The organism is Microbacterium endophyticum (assembly GCF_011047135.1).
Classification (GTDB): Bacteria; Actinomycetota; Actinomycetes; order Actinomycetales; family Microbacteriaceae; genus Microbacterium; species Microbacterium endophyticum.
Genome location: NZ_CP049255.1, coordinates 570,341 through 586,692 on the forward strand (window position 1 = coordinate 570,341; position 16,352 = coordinate 586,692).

The 16,352-nt window shown below is 61.4% G+C and carries 14 protein-coding genes; 3 read left to right on the forward strand and 11 right to left on the reverse strand.

Annotated features, from left to right (window positions below; translation table 11 throughout):
• Positions 1–74: 74 nt before the first annotated feature.
• From G6N83_RS02760 to G6N83_RS02770, 3 genes are read right to left on the reverse strand one after another with little or no spacing between them, the layout of a single operon-like run.
• A complete protein-coding gene (locus G6N83_RS02760; protein WP_165139059.1) occupies positions 75–1,568 on the reverse strand; it encodes a sensor histidine kinase in 1,494 nt (497 codons plus the stop codon).
• A 29-nt stretch (positions 1,569–1,597) separates the two neighbouring features.
• Positions 1,598–2,869 (reverse strand): CpaE/TadZ family protein, encoded by a 1,272-nt coding sequence (locus G6N83_RS02765; RefSeq protein WP_165139061.1) that lies wholly within the window; start codon positions 2,867–2,869, stop codon positions 1,598–1,600.
• Positions 2,866–3,492 carry an SAF domain-containing protein gene (locus G6N83_RS02770; protein WP_165139063.1) on the reverse strand — a complete coding sequence of 209 codons (627 nt, stop codon included), beginning with the start codon at positions 3,490–3,492 and terminating at the stop codon, positions 2,866–2,868. Before G6N83_RS02770 ends, G6N83_RS02765 begins: the two co-directional genes overlap by 4 nt.
• Before the next feature lie 99 nt (positions 3,493–3,591).
• On the opposite strand from G6N83_RS02770, the gene G6N83_RS02775 reads away from it, so the two are divergent.
• Positions 3,592–3,873, forward strand: coding sequence for a helix-turn-helix domain-containing protein (locus tag G6N83_RS02775; RefSeq protein WP_165139065.1), 282 nt, complete (start codon positions 3,592–3,594; stop codon positions 3,871–3,873).
• A 17-nt stretch (positions 3,874–3,890) separates the two neighbouring features.
• Here G6N83_RS02775 and G6N83_RS02780 read toward each other — a convergent pair whose 3' ends face one another.
• Complete coding sequence (locus tag G6N83_RS02780; RefSeq protein WP_165139067.1) at positions 3,891–4,469, reverse strand: hypothetical protein; 579 nt, start codon at positions 4,467–4,469, stop codon at positions 3,891–3,893.
• A 131-nt stretch (positions 4,470–4,600) separates the two neighbouring features.
• On the opposite strand from G6N83_RS02780, the gene G6N83_RS02785 reads away from it, so the two are divergent.
• Positions 4,601–5,035: an Rv3235 family protein gene (locus G6N83_RS02785; RefSeq protein ID WP_165139069.1), complete on the forward strand. Its 435-nt coding sequence runs from the start codon at positions 4,601–4,603 to the stop codon at positions 5,033–5,035.
• Between the two features lie 3 nt (positions 5,036–5,038).
• On the opposite strand, the gene G6N83_RS02790 is transcribed toward G6N83_RS02785, so the two are convergent.
• Complete coding sequence (locus G6N83_RS02790; protein WP_165139071.1) at positions 5,039–6,265, reverse strand: pyridoxal phosphate-dependent aminotransferase; 1,227 nt, start codon at positions 6,263–6,265, stop codon at positions 5,039–5,041.
• A 47-nt stretch (positions 6,266–6,312) separates the two neighbouring features.
• Positions 6,313–9,120, reverse strand: a complete 2,808-nt coding sequence (secA, locus tag G6N83_RS02795; protein ID WP_165139073.1) for a preprotein translocase subunit SecA — start codon at positions 9,118–9,120, stop codon at positions 6,313–6,315.
• A gap of 249 nt (positions 9,121–9,369) precedes the next feature.
• On the opposite strand from secA, the gene G6N83_RS02800 reads away from it, so the two are divergent.
• Positions 9,370–10,692 carry a hypothetical protein gene (locus G6N83_RS02800; RefSeq protein ID WP_165139075.1) on the forward strand — a complete coding sequence of 441 codons (1,323 nt, stop codon included), beginning with the start codon at positions 9,370–9,372 and terminating at the stop codon, positions 10,690–10,692.
• Positions 10,693–10,764: 72 nt separating this feature from the next.
• On the opposite strand, the gene hpf is transcribed toward G6N83_RS02800, so the two are convergent.
• The 5 genes from hpf to mtrA form a co-directional block, all read right to left on the reverse strand.
• Entirely contained in the window at positions 10,765–11,430 is a 666-nt protein-coding gene (gene hpf, locus G6N83_RS02805; RefSeq protein ID WP_165139077.1) for a ribosome hibernation-promoting factor, HPF/YfiA family, read from the reverse strand.
• Positions 11,431–11,517: 87 nt separating this feature from the next.
• A complete protein-coding gene (locus tag G6N83_RS02810; RefSeq protein ID WP_165139079.1) occupies positions 11,518–12,216 on the reverse strand; it encodes a ComF family protein in 699 nt (232 codons plus the stop codon).
• A gap of 89 nt (positions 12,217–12,305) precedes the next feature.
• The gene (locus G6N83_RS02815; RefSeq protein WP_165139081.1) at positions 12,306–13,979 is read right to left on the reverse strand and encodes an LpqB family beta-propeller domain-containing protein; all 1,674 of its coding nucleotides are present in this window, start codon (positions 13,977–13,979) and stop codon (positions 12,306–12,308) included.
• Entirely contained in the window at positions 13,976–15,658 is a 1,683-nt protein-coding gene (mtrB, locus tag G6N83_RS02820) for an MtrAB system histidine kinase MtrB (protein ID WP_165139083.1), read from the reverse strand. Before mtrB ends, G6N83_RS02815 begins: the two co-directional genes overlap by 4 nt.
• A gap of 7 nt (positions 15,659–15,665) precedes the next feature.
• Positions 15,666–16,346, reverse strand: coding sequence for an MtrAB system response regulator MtrA (gene mtrA / locus G6N83_RS02825; RefSeq protein ID WP_165139085.1), 681 nt, complete (start codon positions 16,344–16,346; stop codon positions 15,666–15,668).
• Positions 16,347–16,352: the final 6 nt, after the last annotated feature.

The window sequence follows — 16,352 nt, forward strand, 5'->3', positions numbered from 1 at the left end:
CCTATGCACGAGAAAGCCCCGCCGCTCATTTAGAGCCGCGGGGCTTTCTTGCGAGGTGTCCGAAGATTTGTGTCCTACGATTTGTCCCCGGCGATGTACCGAAGGGGAATATCGATCGTCACCTCGGTGCCGCTACCCATAATCGTGTGCCAGTCGATGGTTCCGCCAAGTTCACCCTGAATCAGCGTTCGCACGATCTGGGTGCCGAGCCCCCGGCCGACCTGGCCTTCCGGCAGACCCGAACCGGTGTCGCGTACGCGAACTTCGAGGCGTGTCTCGTTTCGATCAGCACTGATCTCTACGTCGCCCTCCCGGCCTGCGAGCCCGTGTTCGACGGCATTCGTGACGAGCTCGGTGAGCGCCAGTGACAACGGAGTCGCATACTCGCTGGGCAGGATGCCGAACTCCCCGGTGGTGCGCGTGCGCGCACGGGTTGTCGGGGAGGCCGCCACTTCTGCGACGAGTTTCATGACGCGTGCGAAGACATCGTCGAAGTCGACATTTTGGGCGAGCCCCTCTGACAGAGTGTCGTGAACCACGGCGATTGCAGAGACTCGCCGCATCGCTTGCGTCAACGCGTCTCGCGCCTCGTCTGAGTGCGTGCGTCGGGCCTGGATACGCAGTAGCGATGCAACCGTCTGCAGATTGTTCTTGACTCGATGATGTATCTCACGAATTGTTGCGTCTTTCGTGATGAGTTCCTGATCGCGGTGTCTAAGTTCGGTGACGTCTCGACACAAGACGATCGCGCCGATTCGGGTGCCATGATCCCGCAGTGGAATAGCGCGGAGCGAGACGGTGACGCCTCGCGCCTCAATGTCGCTCCGCCATGGCGCACGGCCGGTCGCGACCACAGGAAGCGACTCGTCGAACTGACGCTTGTCTGGGAGTATCTCCGTGATGACTTCGACGAGCGATTCTCCCTCGAGCTCGTCGTCGAAGCCCATTCGATTAAACGCCGACAGGGCGTTCGGGCTCGCGAAGGTTGTCGTGCCATCGACGTCGAGCCGGATAAGGCCATCTGATGCGCGCGGCGCACCACGACGCGGGGCGGTGGGCGCCGACATGTCGGGAAAGTCCGACGCGGCGATCATGCCGAAGAGCTCGTCTGCGCAGTCATTGAAAGTAATCTGCTGACGTGAGGGCGTCCGGGTCTCGCCGAGATTCGTGTGACGGGTCAGCACTCCGATAGCGGCTGCCGCCTCTCCCTTTCGAGGCCGGGTGCGGAGAATCGGCACAGCTCTGACTCGGGTCGGGGTTTCTTCGAACCAATCCGGAGAAGCCGAATCCACGATCTGACCGGTACGGTAGGCGTCGCGAACTTGAGTGCGCCATTGCGGGCGCACCTGATCGCCCACGATGTCGCGGTAGAACAGCGTGGCCGCACCGCTGGGGCGAGTGTGGGCTACCGCGACGAATGAATCATCTGACGTCGGAACCCATACGACGATGTCGGCGAACGCAAGATCGGCGAGTAACTGGCCGTCTCCGGCAAGACGGTGCAGCCACTCGATGTCAGCGTCATCGGAGAAGCCCTGGGCAGAGACGAGATCGCTAAGGGTCGACACGAGACCAGCCTACGTGCCCGGTGTGCATCTCACCGTCCCGCGGCAGCCGCGCGCCTCAGCGCACGTCTTGGCGAGTTGGAAGCCGAAGATGCCGCGACCACCGGTGACGACTGTGGCAATAGAGCCTCACCTGCGATGCGGCGAATGGCGTGTGTAATTGCTGATCGTGGAGCGATATCTCCTATTGCGCGGGATGCGAGCATCGCGGCATCCGCGGCTCGCGTGTCTTCCGGAATGAACCACACCTCGTGGATGCCAGCGAACCTCTCGAGCGTGCGGCGAATCTGTCCGCGCGCGTCGATTCCGAGCGCCCCTGGCCGAAGTCGATTGGCAATCGCCACGACGCGAGTGGTGCCAACCGTCGCGCGCAACTCCGAATACGCGCGCAAGAAGCGCGCAACGCCGGAGGGGTCGGCCGAAAATACGGCGACAACGACATCTGCGGCCGCAAGAGCTGTGAGTGTGGCTGCGTTTCGGCGCGGACCGTCGTGCAGGTCGCTCACGATCTCTTCATCGCGCTCCAGAGACGCCGAAACATCGATCACAGTGTGATCTGCCCAGAATCTGGATGCATGCAGCACCTGAGAGAGGCGGGATGCACTGATTTCAGGCCAGCGGGAGGCACGGTTGACCCCAGTGAGCACATCGAGACGCCCGTCGCTTCCTCCGACGCTCGTACTCACTCGCTCGAGCTCGGCGATATCGAGGCCACCGAACTCCGCTTGCCGACACGCCGCGGCAAGTCCTGGAGCCTCGTCCGACAGGCCCAGCGAAAGAGCCAAAGATGGCGCGTGCGTGTCGCCGTCGATGAGAGCGACATGCCGCCCTCCCCGAGAGAGTTCACGCGCGAGCTCGATCGATAAAACTGAGCGGCCGGGTGCACCGTGCGGGCCCCATATTGCGAGCACTCCGGGTGGAAGCCGGGGTGAACGGGCCGACTGGGGAGACTTCAGAGGTGCGTTCAAAGCTGCGACGATCTCTACAGCGCCTGCCCCGAGCTCGAGAGCTTCACCGAGCCCGAAGGCCGCAACAAGTCGGTGATCTGCCGGATCGGCACACAGCGCCACGATTCGGATCCCCGCTCTGTCACACCAACCGACGCCAGCTGCGGTCAATGTACCGGGAGATGTTTGCAATAGAACCGCATCAACGTCGGTGGGCAACGCGGCGTCTTCTGACCCTCGCCCTGCCGCATCGATTGCATCGGCTGCGCACAGCGCGACAACGTCGACACCGTAACGAGGAAGATCTTCGCTGAGTTGCTCCGCGCGCCGAGAGTCAGCTGCGACGATCACTCTCACGGCGCGGCCCCTCCCGTCGGCACAATCGATATCCGCGATTCCTGCGCGATCGCATCAAGTACATCTGCGACATCCGCCCGAGGGATCACCACCTCGACCTGTGTACCGCTTTGGCCGATGACCGCGTCCTCCTCGTCGATCAGCGCCACTATCGCGTCACCGATAAGAATTCGGGGTGCGCCGTATGCGCCCGCTTCGCTCAGCGGCGTGGCCCATATCTCGACAGTGGAACCCGTGTCTACAGTGCCGGGGATAGCGATGCTGCTCGTCAGCGTGATTGTCGTGGAGCTGGCTGTCGCTGGCGCACCTAAAGCGTTCGAGGGCACGAGCTCGCCGCTCTCGATCGTTCGAAGCGCGACCGCGTCAGCGGGCAGCGCATCGGGCGAGAGATACGCATCGATCTGACCGAGAGCGACGTCGACTATTCGAAGGTCTGATGTGTCGATCTTCTCACCAGGCACGATCGTGCGGGATGCCGCCAGCATCGGCACCGTTGTCTGAGCAGCCGCAACGACCGCCCAGACACCAGCAATCGAGAGGGCGATCAATCCGATGCCGAGGAGAAAACGGACGTCGCCCCATACACGGCGGGGACGCACCTGAGGCTGCGTACGCGAAGTCATCGCCCAATAGTGGCTGAGCTTCGCCCCAGGCGACAGCGGTTATCCACAGCACCGCGCGTGCGGACGCCGATGTCGCCTCGGACGCGGATAATGAACAACATGCCCGAATCCCCCATGCCCGGCGCGCGTTTACTCGCGCCCGCGCAGGTCGCGGAAATGCTCGCGCTGTCGGTTGACGATGTGGTTTCGCTCGTGCTCGAAGCGCGCCTGCGTGGGTCGCGAGTCGGCACTCCCGGGCAGTGGCGCATCGAGTCCGAGAGTGTCGTGGAATACCTCGACGAGCAGGCAGAGGAAGCGCGAAGAATTGCGCTGTGGCGCCAGTCAAATGCTGCGAGTTTTCCCGAACTCTGGGGTCGGGGTCACGTGAGCCGGCCGGACTGACTTGCCAAGTATGCGAGTCACGTCGAGTCGACGCGGACCCATGCTGTCACGTTAAAAGGCACGAGCCGCGCCCCGGTTACTTGGCTCTCACGTCGCGAAGTACCGCGATCATGAAGAGCAAGCTCGAGATGGTCGACGCCCGCTCGATCGATCGTTCCAGAGAGCTGCTTTCCGTCGCTGAGAGTGACCGTCACCGGACGTCTGCGCCGCATGAGGTCCCGCATGACGAAACCCCACGTCATGGTGTCTTCAAGGGCACGACGCGGCGAATCTGAATTGCGCGTCGTACTCGCCACAATCGCGCGCTCGATGCCGATCAAGGTCACCGCACTGAGGTGTATCAGGACTCCCCCGAATGTCGCGTCGTCAAGCGCAAACCAGTCAGCTCCCACGACCGTCAGCGTTCCCGAAACGTCGCCGCCTCTCGTCGAGACCCGAATAAACGCGTGCGCGGAGGCAAAAGTCCGCAGCCGATCGCGGAGTGCGATCGATGCAAGCCGCAATCTTTCGGACTCATTGTCGAGTGCTGCTCGTTCTGCTTCCTGCTCGCGGACAAATTGGTGCTCCATGTCTTCAAAGAACCGATCCCACTGCACGCATGGACACTACGACACCGGATTACGCCGCCGCCAGGGTTATTCACACATGAGGACATTCTCATTCGCGGGATGCGGCCTGCGTGCTCTACTGGGTTCACTCGCGGATCCCAAAAACTTGTGAGGCCGAAATGAGATCGAACAGTCCAGCGCGTCAGGCATCGTTGGCTCACCAAAGCATTCGTAATGCCGAGTTCTTCGCTCCCCAGCCCACGGCCACAGCGGATTTACCGGACCCAGAACCGATCGTCCGCAATCTTGCATTTGGTGTACTCGAAGTCCTCGCGGGCGTGAGGGAAAGCGAGCAGCTTGCGCGATGGATGAGCGAAGACGCTTACCGAGCCTTGCTCGTGCGGGCGAATCTTTCGACGCGGGCGCGAAGTGCTCGTGGGATCCCTGTGGTGCGACCTGTCCACACGGTGCTGAGGATACGTCACACGGCGCCAGCTGACGGCGTTGTCGAGTCGGTCGTTATCGTCGGTGGCCCGGCCCGCACACGTGCCATCGCGATTCGGCTTGAAGGCATGGATCACAGATGGCGCGCTACCTCACTCGCGCTCCTTTAAGCGCTACTGACGGTAGGACGACAAGAAGTTGCCCATGCGCTCCACGGCGTCGGTCAGTACCCTCGTCTCCGGCAGAGTCACGATCCGCAGATGATCAGGTGTGGGCCAGTTGAATCCTGAGCCTTGGACCAGCAGAACGTGTTCGGCGACCAGAAGGTCATAGACGAACTTCGCGTCGTCATGAATTTCATGAACATTCGGATCAAGACGCGGAAATGCATACAGTGCTCCTTGCGGTTTGACACATGAGACGCCTGGAATCTGCTCAAGCGCCTCCCACGCGGCATCCCGCTGTTCGTGAAGTCGGCCCGATGGTGCGATCAACGCATCGATTGATTGCACCCCCGAGAGCGCTGCCTGCACGGCGTGCTGCGCGGGAACGTTCGGGCAGAGCCGCGTAGACGCCAGCAGCGTGATGCCCTCGAGGAATCCCGCAGCGTGACCTTTCGGACCCGTCACAACGAGCCATCCCGAACGGTACCCCGCGACACGATAGGTCTTCGAAAGCCCATTGAACGTCAAACACAGGAGATCAGGCGCGATACTCGCCATCGGGATGTGCACAGCATCGTCGAAAAGAATGCGGTCGTAAATCTCGTCAGCGAGAACGAGCAGGGAGTTCTCTCGCGCAATCTGCGCAATACCCTCCAATATCTCGCGCGTGTACACGGCTCCCGTCGGATTGTTGGGGTTGATGATGACGATGGCCTTGGTCCGTGGCGTGACCTTCGCTCGAATATCCTCAAGGTCCGGTTGCCACCCATCCTCTTCGTCGCACAGGTAATGCACCGGGGTGCCGCCGCCAAGGCTCGTCATGGCAGTCCAGAGGGGGTAGTCCGGCGCCGGGATCAAGACTTCGTCGCCCTCATCGAGCAGCGCCTGCATCACCATCGTGATGAGCTCGGATACGCCGTTACCGAGGTACACATCATCGGGCCCGAATGGTGGGAATGATGCATCTTGCTCATACCGGTACATCACCGCTCGGCGTGCCGACAAGATCCCACGGCTGTCGCTATACCCGTGGGCGCTCGGCACGGCTTCGATCATGTCGCGCACGATCTGGAAAGGCGCCTCGAAGCCGAACGTTGCAGGGTTCCCCGTGTTGAGCTTGAGAATGTTGTGGCCGGCGGCCTCAAGCCGGTCAGCCTCAACAAGTGCCTGTCCTCGAATTTCGTAGAGGACATCCTTCAGTTTGCTCGACTGATCGAGGGTGCGAAGCGGGGTCATCCGATCAGGATATCCCCGCTTCTACCCAGCCAATCGACAGCGGGTGGCTACTTCTTCTTTTTGTCAGACGCCCGGCGCTGCGCGCGGTTCTGCGCCGCTGGCGCCGCAGCCGGGGCATCCGTGGCCTGCCCGAAAGCTCCGCGGGCGGCTTCTGGCCCACTTGGCGCAACCGGGGAAACGGATGCCGCAGCTTGCTGCCGAGCACGGTTTGTCGCAGCTTTCTGGACCTGACCGCGGTCATTTCGCACCTCGACCTCGCCGGCGTCATTCGCTGCCGAGTACTCGAGACGCTGGGCTTCGACAGGAGGTACAGCGAGCCCCTTGGCTTCAACCTCAGTGTGCTCGCCGTCAGGACGGCGGACTTCGACCTCGAGGTTGTAGAGGAAGCCGACGGACTCTTCCTTGATCTGCCCCATCATCGACTGGAACATCTGGAAACCCTCGCGCTGATACTCGATCAGCGGATCGCGCTGGGCCATTGCGCGCAGACCAATGCCGTCCTTGAGGTAGTCCATCTCGTAAAGGTGGTCACGCCAGCGGCGATCCAGCACCTGGAGCACAACACGTCGTTCCAGCTCGCGCGTCGCTGCTTCACCCAGCGTCTCTTCGCGCACTTGGTATGCAATCTTGGCGTCGGACTGAAGCTCTTTCTTGAGGCCCTCGGGCGTCACGCGACCCTTCGATCCGGACTCAGCAATGACCTCATCAATCGTCACGCTGACGGGGTAGACCGTCTTCAGCTCTGTCCACAGCGCGTCGAAGTCCCAGCTCTCAGTGTGACCGCGTCCGGTGTGGTCATCGACGATTCCCGCGATCGCATCTTCTATGAAGTGCTGCACGCGGTCCGCGATGTCGTCACCCTGCAGCATGTGGCGTCGGTCGGTGTAGATCGCTTCACGCTGTCGATTGAGGACGTCGTCGTACTTGAGAACGTTTTTACGCACTTCGGCGTTTCGCGACTCAACCTGGGTCTGAGCGCTGCGGATCGCACGGCTCACCATGCCAGATTCAATTGCGACGTCATCGGGAAAATTGGTCCGCGCGAGGATGGCCTCGGCCGCTCCCGACTGGAAGAGGCGCATCAGATCGTCAGTGAGGGAAAGGTAGAAACGGCTCTCTCCCGGGTCACCCTGACGGCCCGAGCGGCCACGAAGCTGGTTATCGATACGACGTGACTCGTGACGCTCGGTTCCGAGGACGTAGAGCCCACCGGCCTCGACGACCTTGGCAGCCTCAGCGGATGCGATTTCGCGAGCCGCTTCGTAGACGGCATCCCACTCAGCCTCATACTGCTCAGGGGTTTCGACCGGGTCGAGGCCCTTGGCCTTCATCTCTTGGACCGCGATGAATTCGGCGTTACCACCGAGCATGATGTCGGTACCGCGACCCGCCATGTTCGTCGCAACAGTGACGGCATTCAAACGACCCGCGCGAGCGACGATCTCGGCTTCACGTGCGTGGTTCTTTGCGTTGAGCACTTCGTGCTTGATGCCCTTTTTCGCAAGCGCGCGCGAGAGGTACTCGCTCTTTTCGACGCTCACTGTACCCACGAGAACGGGCTGACCCGTCGCGTGGCGCTCAGCGATGTCTTCGACAACCTGCGTGAACTTGGCCTGTTCGTTCTTGTACACGAGGTCGGCTTGGTCTTTACGGATCATTGGTTTGTTCGTGGGGATCGTGACGACACCGAGGTCGTACGTCGACATGAACTCGGCGGCTTCGGTTTCGGCAGTACCCGTCATACCCGACAGCTTCGAGTACAGGCGAAAGTAGTTCTGCAGGGTCACGGTGGCGAGGGTCTGGTTCTCCGCTTTCACGGGAACACCCTCTTTGGCTTCAATCGCCTGGTGGATGCCTTCGTTGTATCGACGACCGGCAAGGATGCGGCCGGTGTGCTCGTCGACAATCATCACTTCATCATTGATGACGACGTAGTCGCTGTCGCGCTTGAACAGTGCAAGAGCCTTGATCGAGTTGTTGAGGAACGAAATGAGCGGCGTATTGGCGGACTCGTAGAGATTGTCTATGCCGAGGTAATCCTCGACCTTTTCGATACCCGGTTCGAGTACACCGATGGTGCGCTTCTTCTCGTCGATCTCGAAGTCGACTCCGGGCTCGAGGGTGCGGGCGATTCGCGCAAATTCGGTGAACCAGCGGTTGGCCTCGCCCGACGAGGGCCCAGAAATAATGAGCGGCGTTCGTGCCTCATCGATGAGGATCGAGTCGACTTCGTCAACGATCGCGTAGAAGTGGCCTCGCTGCGTGAGGTCTTCTTTGCGCCAGGCCATGTTGTCTCGAAGGTAGTCGAAGCCAAACTCGTTGTTTGTGCCGTATGTGATGTCGGCTTCATACTGCTGGCGGCGCACATCGGGGGTCTGTCCCGAAACGATGGTGCCAGTGGTCATTCCAAGCGCACGGTACACACGGCCCATGAGATCTGCCTGGTAGCTCGCGAGAAAGTCGTTAACCGTGATGACGTGGACGCCTTCGCCTGCGATGGCGTTCAAGTATGCGGGGAGCGTGGCGACGAGGGTCTTACCCTCACCGGTGCGCATCTCTGCAATATTGCCCAGGTGGAGCGCCGCACCACCCATGATCTGCACGTCGTAATGACGCTGGCCGAGCGTGCGCTTGGAGGCCTCACGCACTGCTGCGAAAGCTTCCGGCATGAGCTTGTCAAGCGTCTCGCCTGCTGCATAGCGCTCACGGAGCTCGGCTGTTTCGTTTCGCAGCTCGTCGTCGGTGAGGTGCGTGTATTCCTCTTCGAGCGCATTGACAGCCTTGGCTACCTGCTGCAGGCGTCTCAGCAGGCGTCCTTCGCCGGCTCGGAGCAGTTTCTCGAGAGGGTTGGCCACGGAGCATCTCCATCTATCGGGTTTGGCGTTTGGCGCGCCGCATCCCGGGCACTCAGCACCCAGGCATACCCGGCTATGTTATCCGCCCGTGACCTTGGAGCGCACTGGGTACTGAAGATAAGGTCACCTAGCCGTACCCACAATGGTGCTCTCGTCTCGAAAATCCGCGAGTTTCCGACCTATGCGCTCATAAAATTTGCACAGCAAAGGGCAGGGCGTGGGTATGTCACGGCGACGTAGAATTAGAGGATGGCCGGGCTCTGGGGCAAAAGAAAACGCGAACAGCAATCGGAACTGGCTGCGCGTGACGCCGACCTCGCGCGAAACGCGCAAAAGGCTCTGGTGTCCGCGGACGAGCGAGTACGTACCGCGACCGACGAACTCGCGTTCGCCGAAGCGGAGCTCGGAACGCGGGCGACATCAGATCTACACGAGGCGTTGGATGCCGTGCGCACCCATCTGGGCGAAGCTTTCCAACTACATCAGCTCAATCACGATGAGATTCCGGATACCGCTGAAGAGCTGCGCACCCGAAACGCTCGAATCGTTCAGCTCTGCGAATGGGCCGAAGAGGTTCTCAACGACCGCACTTCGGCGCTGTCCGACGACATCGACCGCGTGCGCCGCGCACCGGAGGTGCTTGCTCAAGTCCACAGCGATGCTGCTGCACTTCGCACACGCGTGCCCCACGCCCAGGAGGTTATCGATCGCCTCGCAAGCCGGTACTCGCAGAGCGCGCTTCGACAGGTAGAAAACAGTGCGCGAGAAGCCGCACACCTGCTGGATTTTGCGGAACACAGCGCTGACGTGTCGACAAGACGGCGCGAGAGCGGGCGGGGTGAAGAGGCTACTCTCGCGCTTGACACGGCAACCGAGTCGGTGCGCCGAGCCGCGACGCTTCTCGATGGCGTAGAAGACTTCGAGATAGAGGCTCTGCGAGCAGAATCCACGCTCACGGAGGTCATTGCAGACTCGCGCTCCGACCTCATGGCGACAGCGCGTGTCCCCTCGAGCGCAGCTGTTGTCTCTTCGGCAGCAGCGCTTGAAGCTGCGCTGGCCGCATTGCCGCCTGCGGGCGCCCTCGCCGATCCCTTTGCCGAACTTTCGCGGCTCCGCGATGCAAACTCGGCGCTCGACACCGCGGTCGCCGCTGCTGTACGTCGCGCCGAGAAACCGCTGCCGTCACCCGAACAGGTCAGGCACGCCATCGATGACGCCGACCACCAGATCGCAGTAACCCGTTCGGTGATTTCAGGCCACCGCGGCTGGATCGGCGCGGATGCACGCACGCGATTTGCTGAGGCGGAGCGAGTACGCGGAGAAATCGACCTGCTGCCGGACGACGACGACGCACGTGAGCCAGCGCTCCAATACGCACGACGCTCCAGCTCGCTCGCGAGCGAGGCTCTTGCACTCGCCCAGCGTGATATCGATTCTTCACGTCCGCAAGACCCCGGTGGGTGGAACGGACGCGGGTCCGGTGGTCGCGGCGGAATGGGCGGTGGCGACATCATGGGTGGGCTTATCGGCGGGGCGCTCTTGGGCGGTCTGCTGGGCGATATGTTCGACTGAAGACACCACGGCGAATACGACGACGCCGAGTCCTCCTCGTGCGGGGAGGACTCGGCGTCGTCGTATTCGCGGCTAAGACGCTAGCTCGCTCAAATCTTCGGGCGGTGCTTGAGCCAAGAGTGAGATGACGCCATAGTCCCAACCTTTGCGTCGGTACACAACGCTGGGGTGATCGGTTCTGGCGTTGATAAAGAGGAAGAAGTCGTGACCGACGAGCTCCATTCGGTCCACCGCTTCTTCGACGGTCATCCACTCAGCGTCGAAATCCTTCGTGCGGATGACGACAGGGGTGTACTCCTCCTCGGCTTCTCCATGCTGAACTGGTACTTCGCCGGTAGCAACCGCGCGGAGGACATCAACCGATGCCGGTTCGACGTCGATCCCCTCGAGCTGACCGCTCCCCTTTTCGTAGTGCGCACCGCGAGGGTGATTACGCGCGTCAACGCGCTTGTCTTTTGCGCGCCGAAGTTGTTCTGCGAGCTTGTCGACCGCCATATCGAGAGCGGTGAACTTGTCGCCGTCTACGGCCTCCGCGCGAACAACGGGACCTTTACCGGTGAGGGTCATCTCCACAGTGGAATCTTCCATTCGGCCCTGATGATAAGCACGATGGGTGACCTTGACTTCGAGCAGCTGCGCTCGAGGTGCGAGGGTCTCTATACGGGCGGTCTTTTCCTCAACAACAGAGCGGAAGCGATCTGTAATTCCCACTCCCACGCCGACGATGTTGGTATCCATCTTTGACCTCCTTGTTCCGGTCTGCCCGGTCAAGGGCAGACCATCAGTCGCCTTGTCCTCACACCGTAACCCCGACAGCGCCCGCTGTCACCTACCAACTCGCTTTGCATGTTCCCCCTCGTTCCATTTCGGCGTCGCGGCGACAGTCGCGGCACCCAGAGGAATACCGCCGGCAGCGCGGATGGCGCGGGCACCCTCATCGAGAGTCGCGCCGCTGGTGACCACGTCGTCGATGAGCAACACGCGGGTGCCCGCAGCAGTGCTTGCTCGCATGCTGTCGCTGACATTACGCTGCCGTTCATCCCGTCCGAGCTCTCTCTGATCGACGGTTGCACGTGTGAGTTGAAGGATCCGGCGCGGGGCCAGCCCCGCGCACTTGCCGATCATCTCCACCACGCGAAAACCTCGTCGCCGCATCGCTGCACGGGAGGTGGGAATGGGGACGATCACGACATCATCTGGAGAAGTACCGGCCGACAGGGCACAAATGTCGTCGACGGCATGTCGCAGCGCCGGCGCGAGAGCTCGAACGAGTGTTGCTGTCTTTCCCTCTTCTTTTACCGCACGGACGATGCGGGCACTCACGCCGGCAAACGCGAGCCCGCTGCAGACACGCATCCCGCTAGCCGTCTCTTGAACGATTGGCTCTGGAAGAAGTTCTGCTCGACACAGGTCGCAAAGCGCGACATCGTGCAGCCCACATCCCGCACACTCGATGGGGAACAAAAGGGTAAGAGCATCAGCGAAAGCGCGCCGCATGGAGTCAGAGATTTCGATAGGTGCCATGGCGTCCATCGTCGAACTCGCTCCACGCTCGCGTGAACCCCTCACGTACTCCTGTGCGCACCCGGAGCGCTACTCTTCACTGTGGAGGGCTAAGACGAGGGCAAACCCTGCTGGGTCGCGAGGACACTCACGCCGGATGCCGACGATACCCAGTTCGTTCGACGCACATACAACTCTCCGTCAGCGCCGAGCAATCTGACGAGGCCAGGTTGATTCGCACCCGCGAGAGAGATAACACCGGGTGGGGCGCTCGTCGTTGTGGCTATCCCACCCACGGGCTGTTGAGTGAACAGCACTCCATCTGAATCTCCGCTCAAAACCCCCAGCGTCGAACTATCAAGCCAACCGACATCGATTCCGATCTCATCGAGCGTTGTCACAGCAAGCGCGTCCCCGAGACGCTCAGGCACTCCATCTGATGACCTCACGACGCCCGCGACCCACACCGACCATCGACCGTTCTCAGACACAAGTGCGGCCATTCGCGTACCGTCACGGGAGATTTGCATCGCCGTGATCTCCGTCGCCTCGGGCCATGCCGTCGCGATCTCAAACGAGTTTCCGTCGACGTCCACGGCGATCACAGCGTTGGGCTGATCGCGGGGAACGGACCAGATGTAACCCTCGGGGTCGATCGTCGGATCGATGACTCCTGCACGGTCATCGACGTCCTCGGCGGCCGCGTTCGCATCGACACGTACGACGACGACGTCGGTGGTGAGGACAGCAGCGCTCTTTTGATCAGCAGCCGTTTCGATTGCTTTCGCATCGACATCGGCCATCGCGTCCGAGAGCCCTTCTACTGGCGTCACATCACTGCCGGCAAGGAATCCAAATCCCGACTCGGTCTGCGCGAGTGGCCGCGCGTCCACGCGTGTCGATCGATATGTTGCAGGCTCCACGGTCAGCGGCGAGCCGCTGACGAGCATCTGCACGCCGGTGACGCCAGCACTTGCGAGGCTTTCTGAAAGCTGAGTCTGCATGCGGGAGAGTGTGTCGGTCGGGACCGAGAGCGCCGTCTCGGTGAGCTCGACCTGCGCGACGCCATCCACTTCTGGAACGGAGGGGAGCGCCTCGACGTTCTCGGGGAACGCCGAAACCACCGACCCCGAAAGCCACGGTGTCGGTGAACCATCAATGAGCGCGTCCGCTATGCGTGTCGCGGCGTTCAGAGTTGGGAACCAACGGATGTCCGGCACGAGATACTCCCATGTCGGGTCGAAGTACATGAGCGAGTACGAGTGGAAGACGCTCGAAAACTGGTCCTCGTCCAGCACGACGCCATCTGGCGCTTGAGAAATGCGCCACTCCCCGCCTTCTTTTTCAAGAGTGAACGGCAGAACCGCTGATCCGCCATCAGTGGTCTGATAGACGCCACTTTCATCGACTGTCGCTGCGGTTTTCACTGTCAGCGTGACGGACTCGGGAGAAGCGTCAGTGTACTTTCGCTCGCTCAACACATCGACCGTCACACCCGCATCGGGCTGCCAGTCGTTTTGCGCGGATTCCGAAAGAAACAGTCGGGCAGTCGCCCAGTTCTGACGCGGCCCCGAGCCCGCACGAATGAATCCGTCGACAATCTGCTCAGCGGTCGCACCCGGCTGTGGCGGGTCTACGACGAACGAGAAGTCTGGGACGGTTTCTTCGCCGGAGGCGGGGAGGCCAGGATTGACCGTCCCGCTCGTCGGAAGCCCCGCGCACGCCACGAGTGCCAGAGCACACAGCGTGACAAGTGACGCGTACAGCGCTCGTATCACTCTCATGATTCCTCCTGGGGGCGGGAAGGGAGTTCGATCGGCTGTGTGAGCCCGAGGTCATCGAAAGACATCGCTTCCTCGCCGGGATCTGGTGTGATCGGAGGCGTACCGACAGTGTGATGACCGTGTCTCGGGAGTGTGAGTACGAAGTTCGTTCCGCGGCCCAACTGCGACCAGACCGCGAGAGTGCCGCCGTGCAAATGGGCATCACCGAGGGCGATAGAAAGACCAAGACCGGTTCCCCCGATCGTGCGTGTACGCGAGGGGTCAGCGCGCCAGAATCTATCGAACACTCGTTCCACCTCGTCAGGCGACATCCCGAGCCCGTAGTCACGAACCCCGAGCGCGACGGCATCCTGATTACTGTCGATGGTCAACACAATTGGACGACCCTCGCCGTGCTCGATGGCATTCCCGAGCAGGTTACGCACGACGCGGCGCACACGTCGCGGATCCATATCGACCGGGGAGTATCCACCCGGCGCGACGACTCGGATGTCGCTGCCGTGCTGTTCCGCAAGTTGATGCATAGATTCGACCACGTCTTCAGCGAGGTGCGCCAGAGCGGTGGGTTCCAGCTCGAGCTGAACGGAGCCAGCGTCGTACCGACTGATCTCCAACAGATCAGTCAAGAGCACTTCGAAGCGCTCCACCTGCGCGTGCATGAGTTCAGCCGCGCGTGAAGTTGCCGGGTCGAATTCCGAACGGCGATCGTTGAGCATATCGGCGGCCAACCGAATCGTTGTCAGGGGTGTGCGAAGCTCATGCGATACGTCGGACACAAAGCGCTGCTGCACGAGAGAGAGTTCCGCGAGTTCCTTTATCTGCGACTCGATACTGTCGGCCATCGCGTTGAAGGAACGTCCAAGAGTGGCGAGTTCGTCATCGCCGTGAACGCCTATGCGTACCTTCAGATCGCCCGCAGCCAGTTTGGCGCTCGTCTGTGCGGCCTCACCGATCGGGATCGTCACTGAGCGCAAGACGAACCACGAAATCCCTCCGATCAGAACAACGAGGACCATCCCAACGAGCCAAAGGATGCCCTGAACGAAGCCAAGGGTGTTTTGGGCCGCACTGAAGTCGTAGGCGAGGTACAGCTCGTACGCACCGACTCCGGGCAGATCGAGCTGTTGGCCGACCACAATCCCGGCAGTCTCGTCACCGTTGCTTTGTAGAACGGGAATTGATTGCCACCACTGCAGCTCCGCATTGCTCTGTACGCGCGCCCTCATCTCTGGCGATATGTCGCTATCGAGAAGTCCGCCCGATGTGAACGACTGCGGGGCGAGAGAGGATGGCGCTGTGTCCGTTCGGAGCACGGCAATCATGCCTGTTCCTGCTTGCCGCGCAAGAATCGTCCGGACGTTGCTCATGACGTTGCTAACCTTTGCGCTGTCACCCTCGGCCTCGGCTGCATTGAGCGTCGTCTGCGCCGAAAGCGTTGCGCGCTGTGCATCTTCGAGGGCCTGATCACGTCGCGAGGCGAAGAGGTCGTCTTGAATGGCAAGAGCCATCCAGACGCAGGCGACAAGAATCGCGAACGCGGTCAATACGATAGTGATGACGAGCGTGCGAAACCGGAGTGATCGTCGCCACAATCGCGACAAGGTTTCTGGCCAAGTGCGCGCGTCTTGCAGTCCGAACACCCAGCGAGCGCGGGATGTTCCGGCGCGTGGGGTGCTCATTTCATGCTCACACCACGGCGCCAGCGCGGTAGCCCACGCCGCGGACCGTCGTCACGATCTTGGGATTATCGGGGTCGAGCTCCACCTTTGCGCGCAAACGCTGAACGTGCACATTCACAAGCCTCGTGTCGGCCTTGTAGTGATATCCCCACACTTGTTCAAGCAGCATCTCTCGGGAAAATACCTGCTGAGGCTTCAGCGCAAGCGCAACGAGAAGCTCGAACTCCAAGGGGGTGAGAGCGATTGACTCTGTTCCCCGGCGCACTTCATGAGCGGCGACATCAACTGTCACGTCACCGATGCGAAGTGTCTCCGCGGGTTCTTCCGACGCGGGGCGAAGCCGCGTACGAATCCGCGCGACGAGCTCTTTCGGGTTGAACGGCTTGACGATGTAGTCATCGGCACCGGACTCAAGTCCTTTGACGACATCGGCGGTGTCGGTGCGCGCGGTGAGCATGATGATGGGGACACCTGACTCAGCCCGGATCTCGGTACATATTTCTATGCCGTCCATACCCGGGAGCATGAGATCGAGAAGGATGAGGTCGGGTCGTTCCTCCCGCCAGATGTCCAGTGCTTTTGCTCCGTCTGCGCAGAAGGCAGTTTCGAAGCCTTCGGTTCGCAGCACAATGCCGATCATCTCGGCCAGCGCGGTGTCGTCGTCGACGACGAGGATGCGTGAGGTCATGAGAAC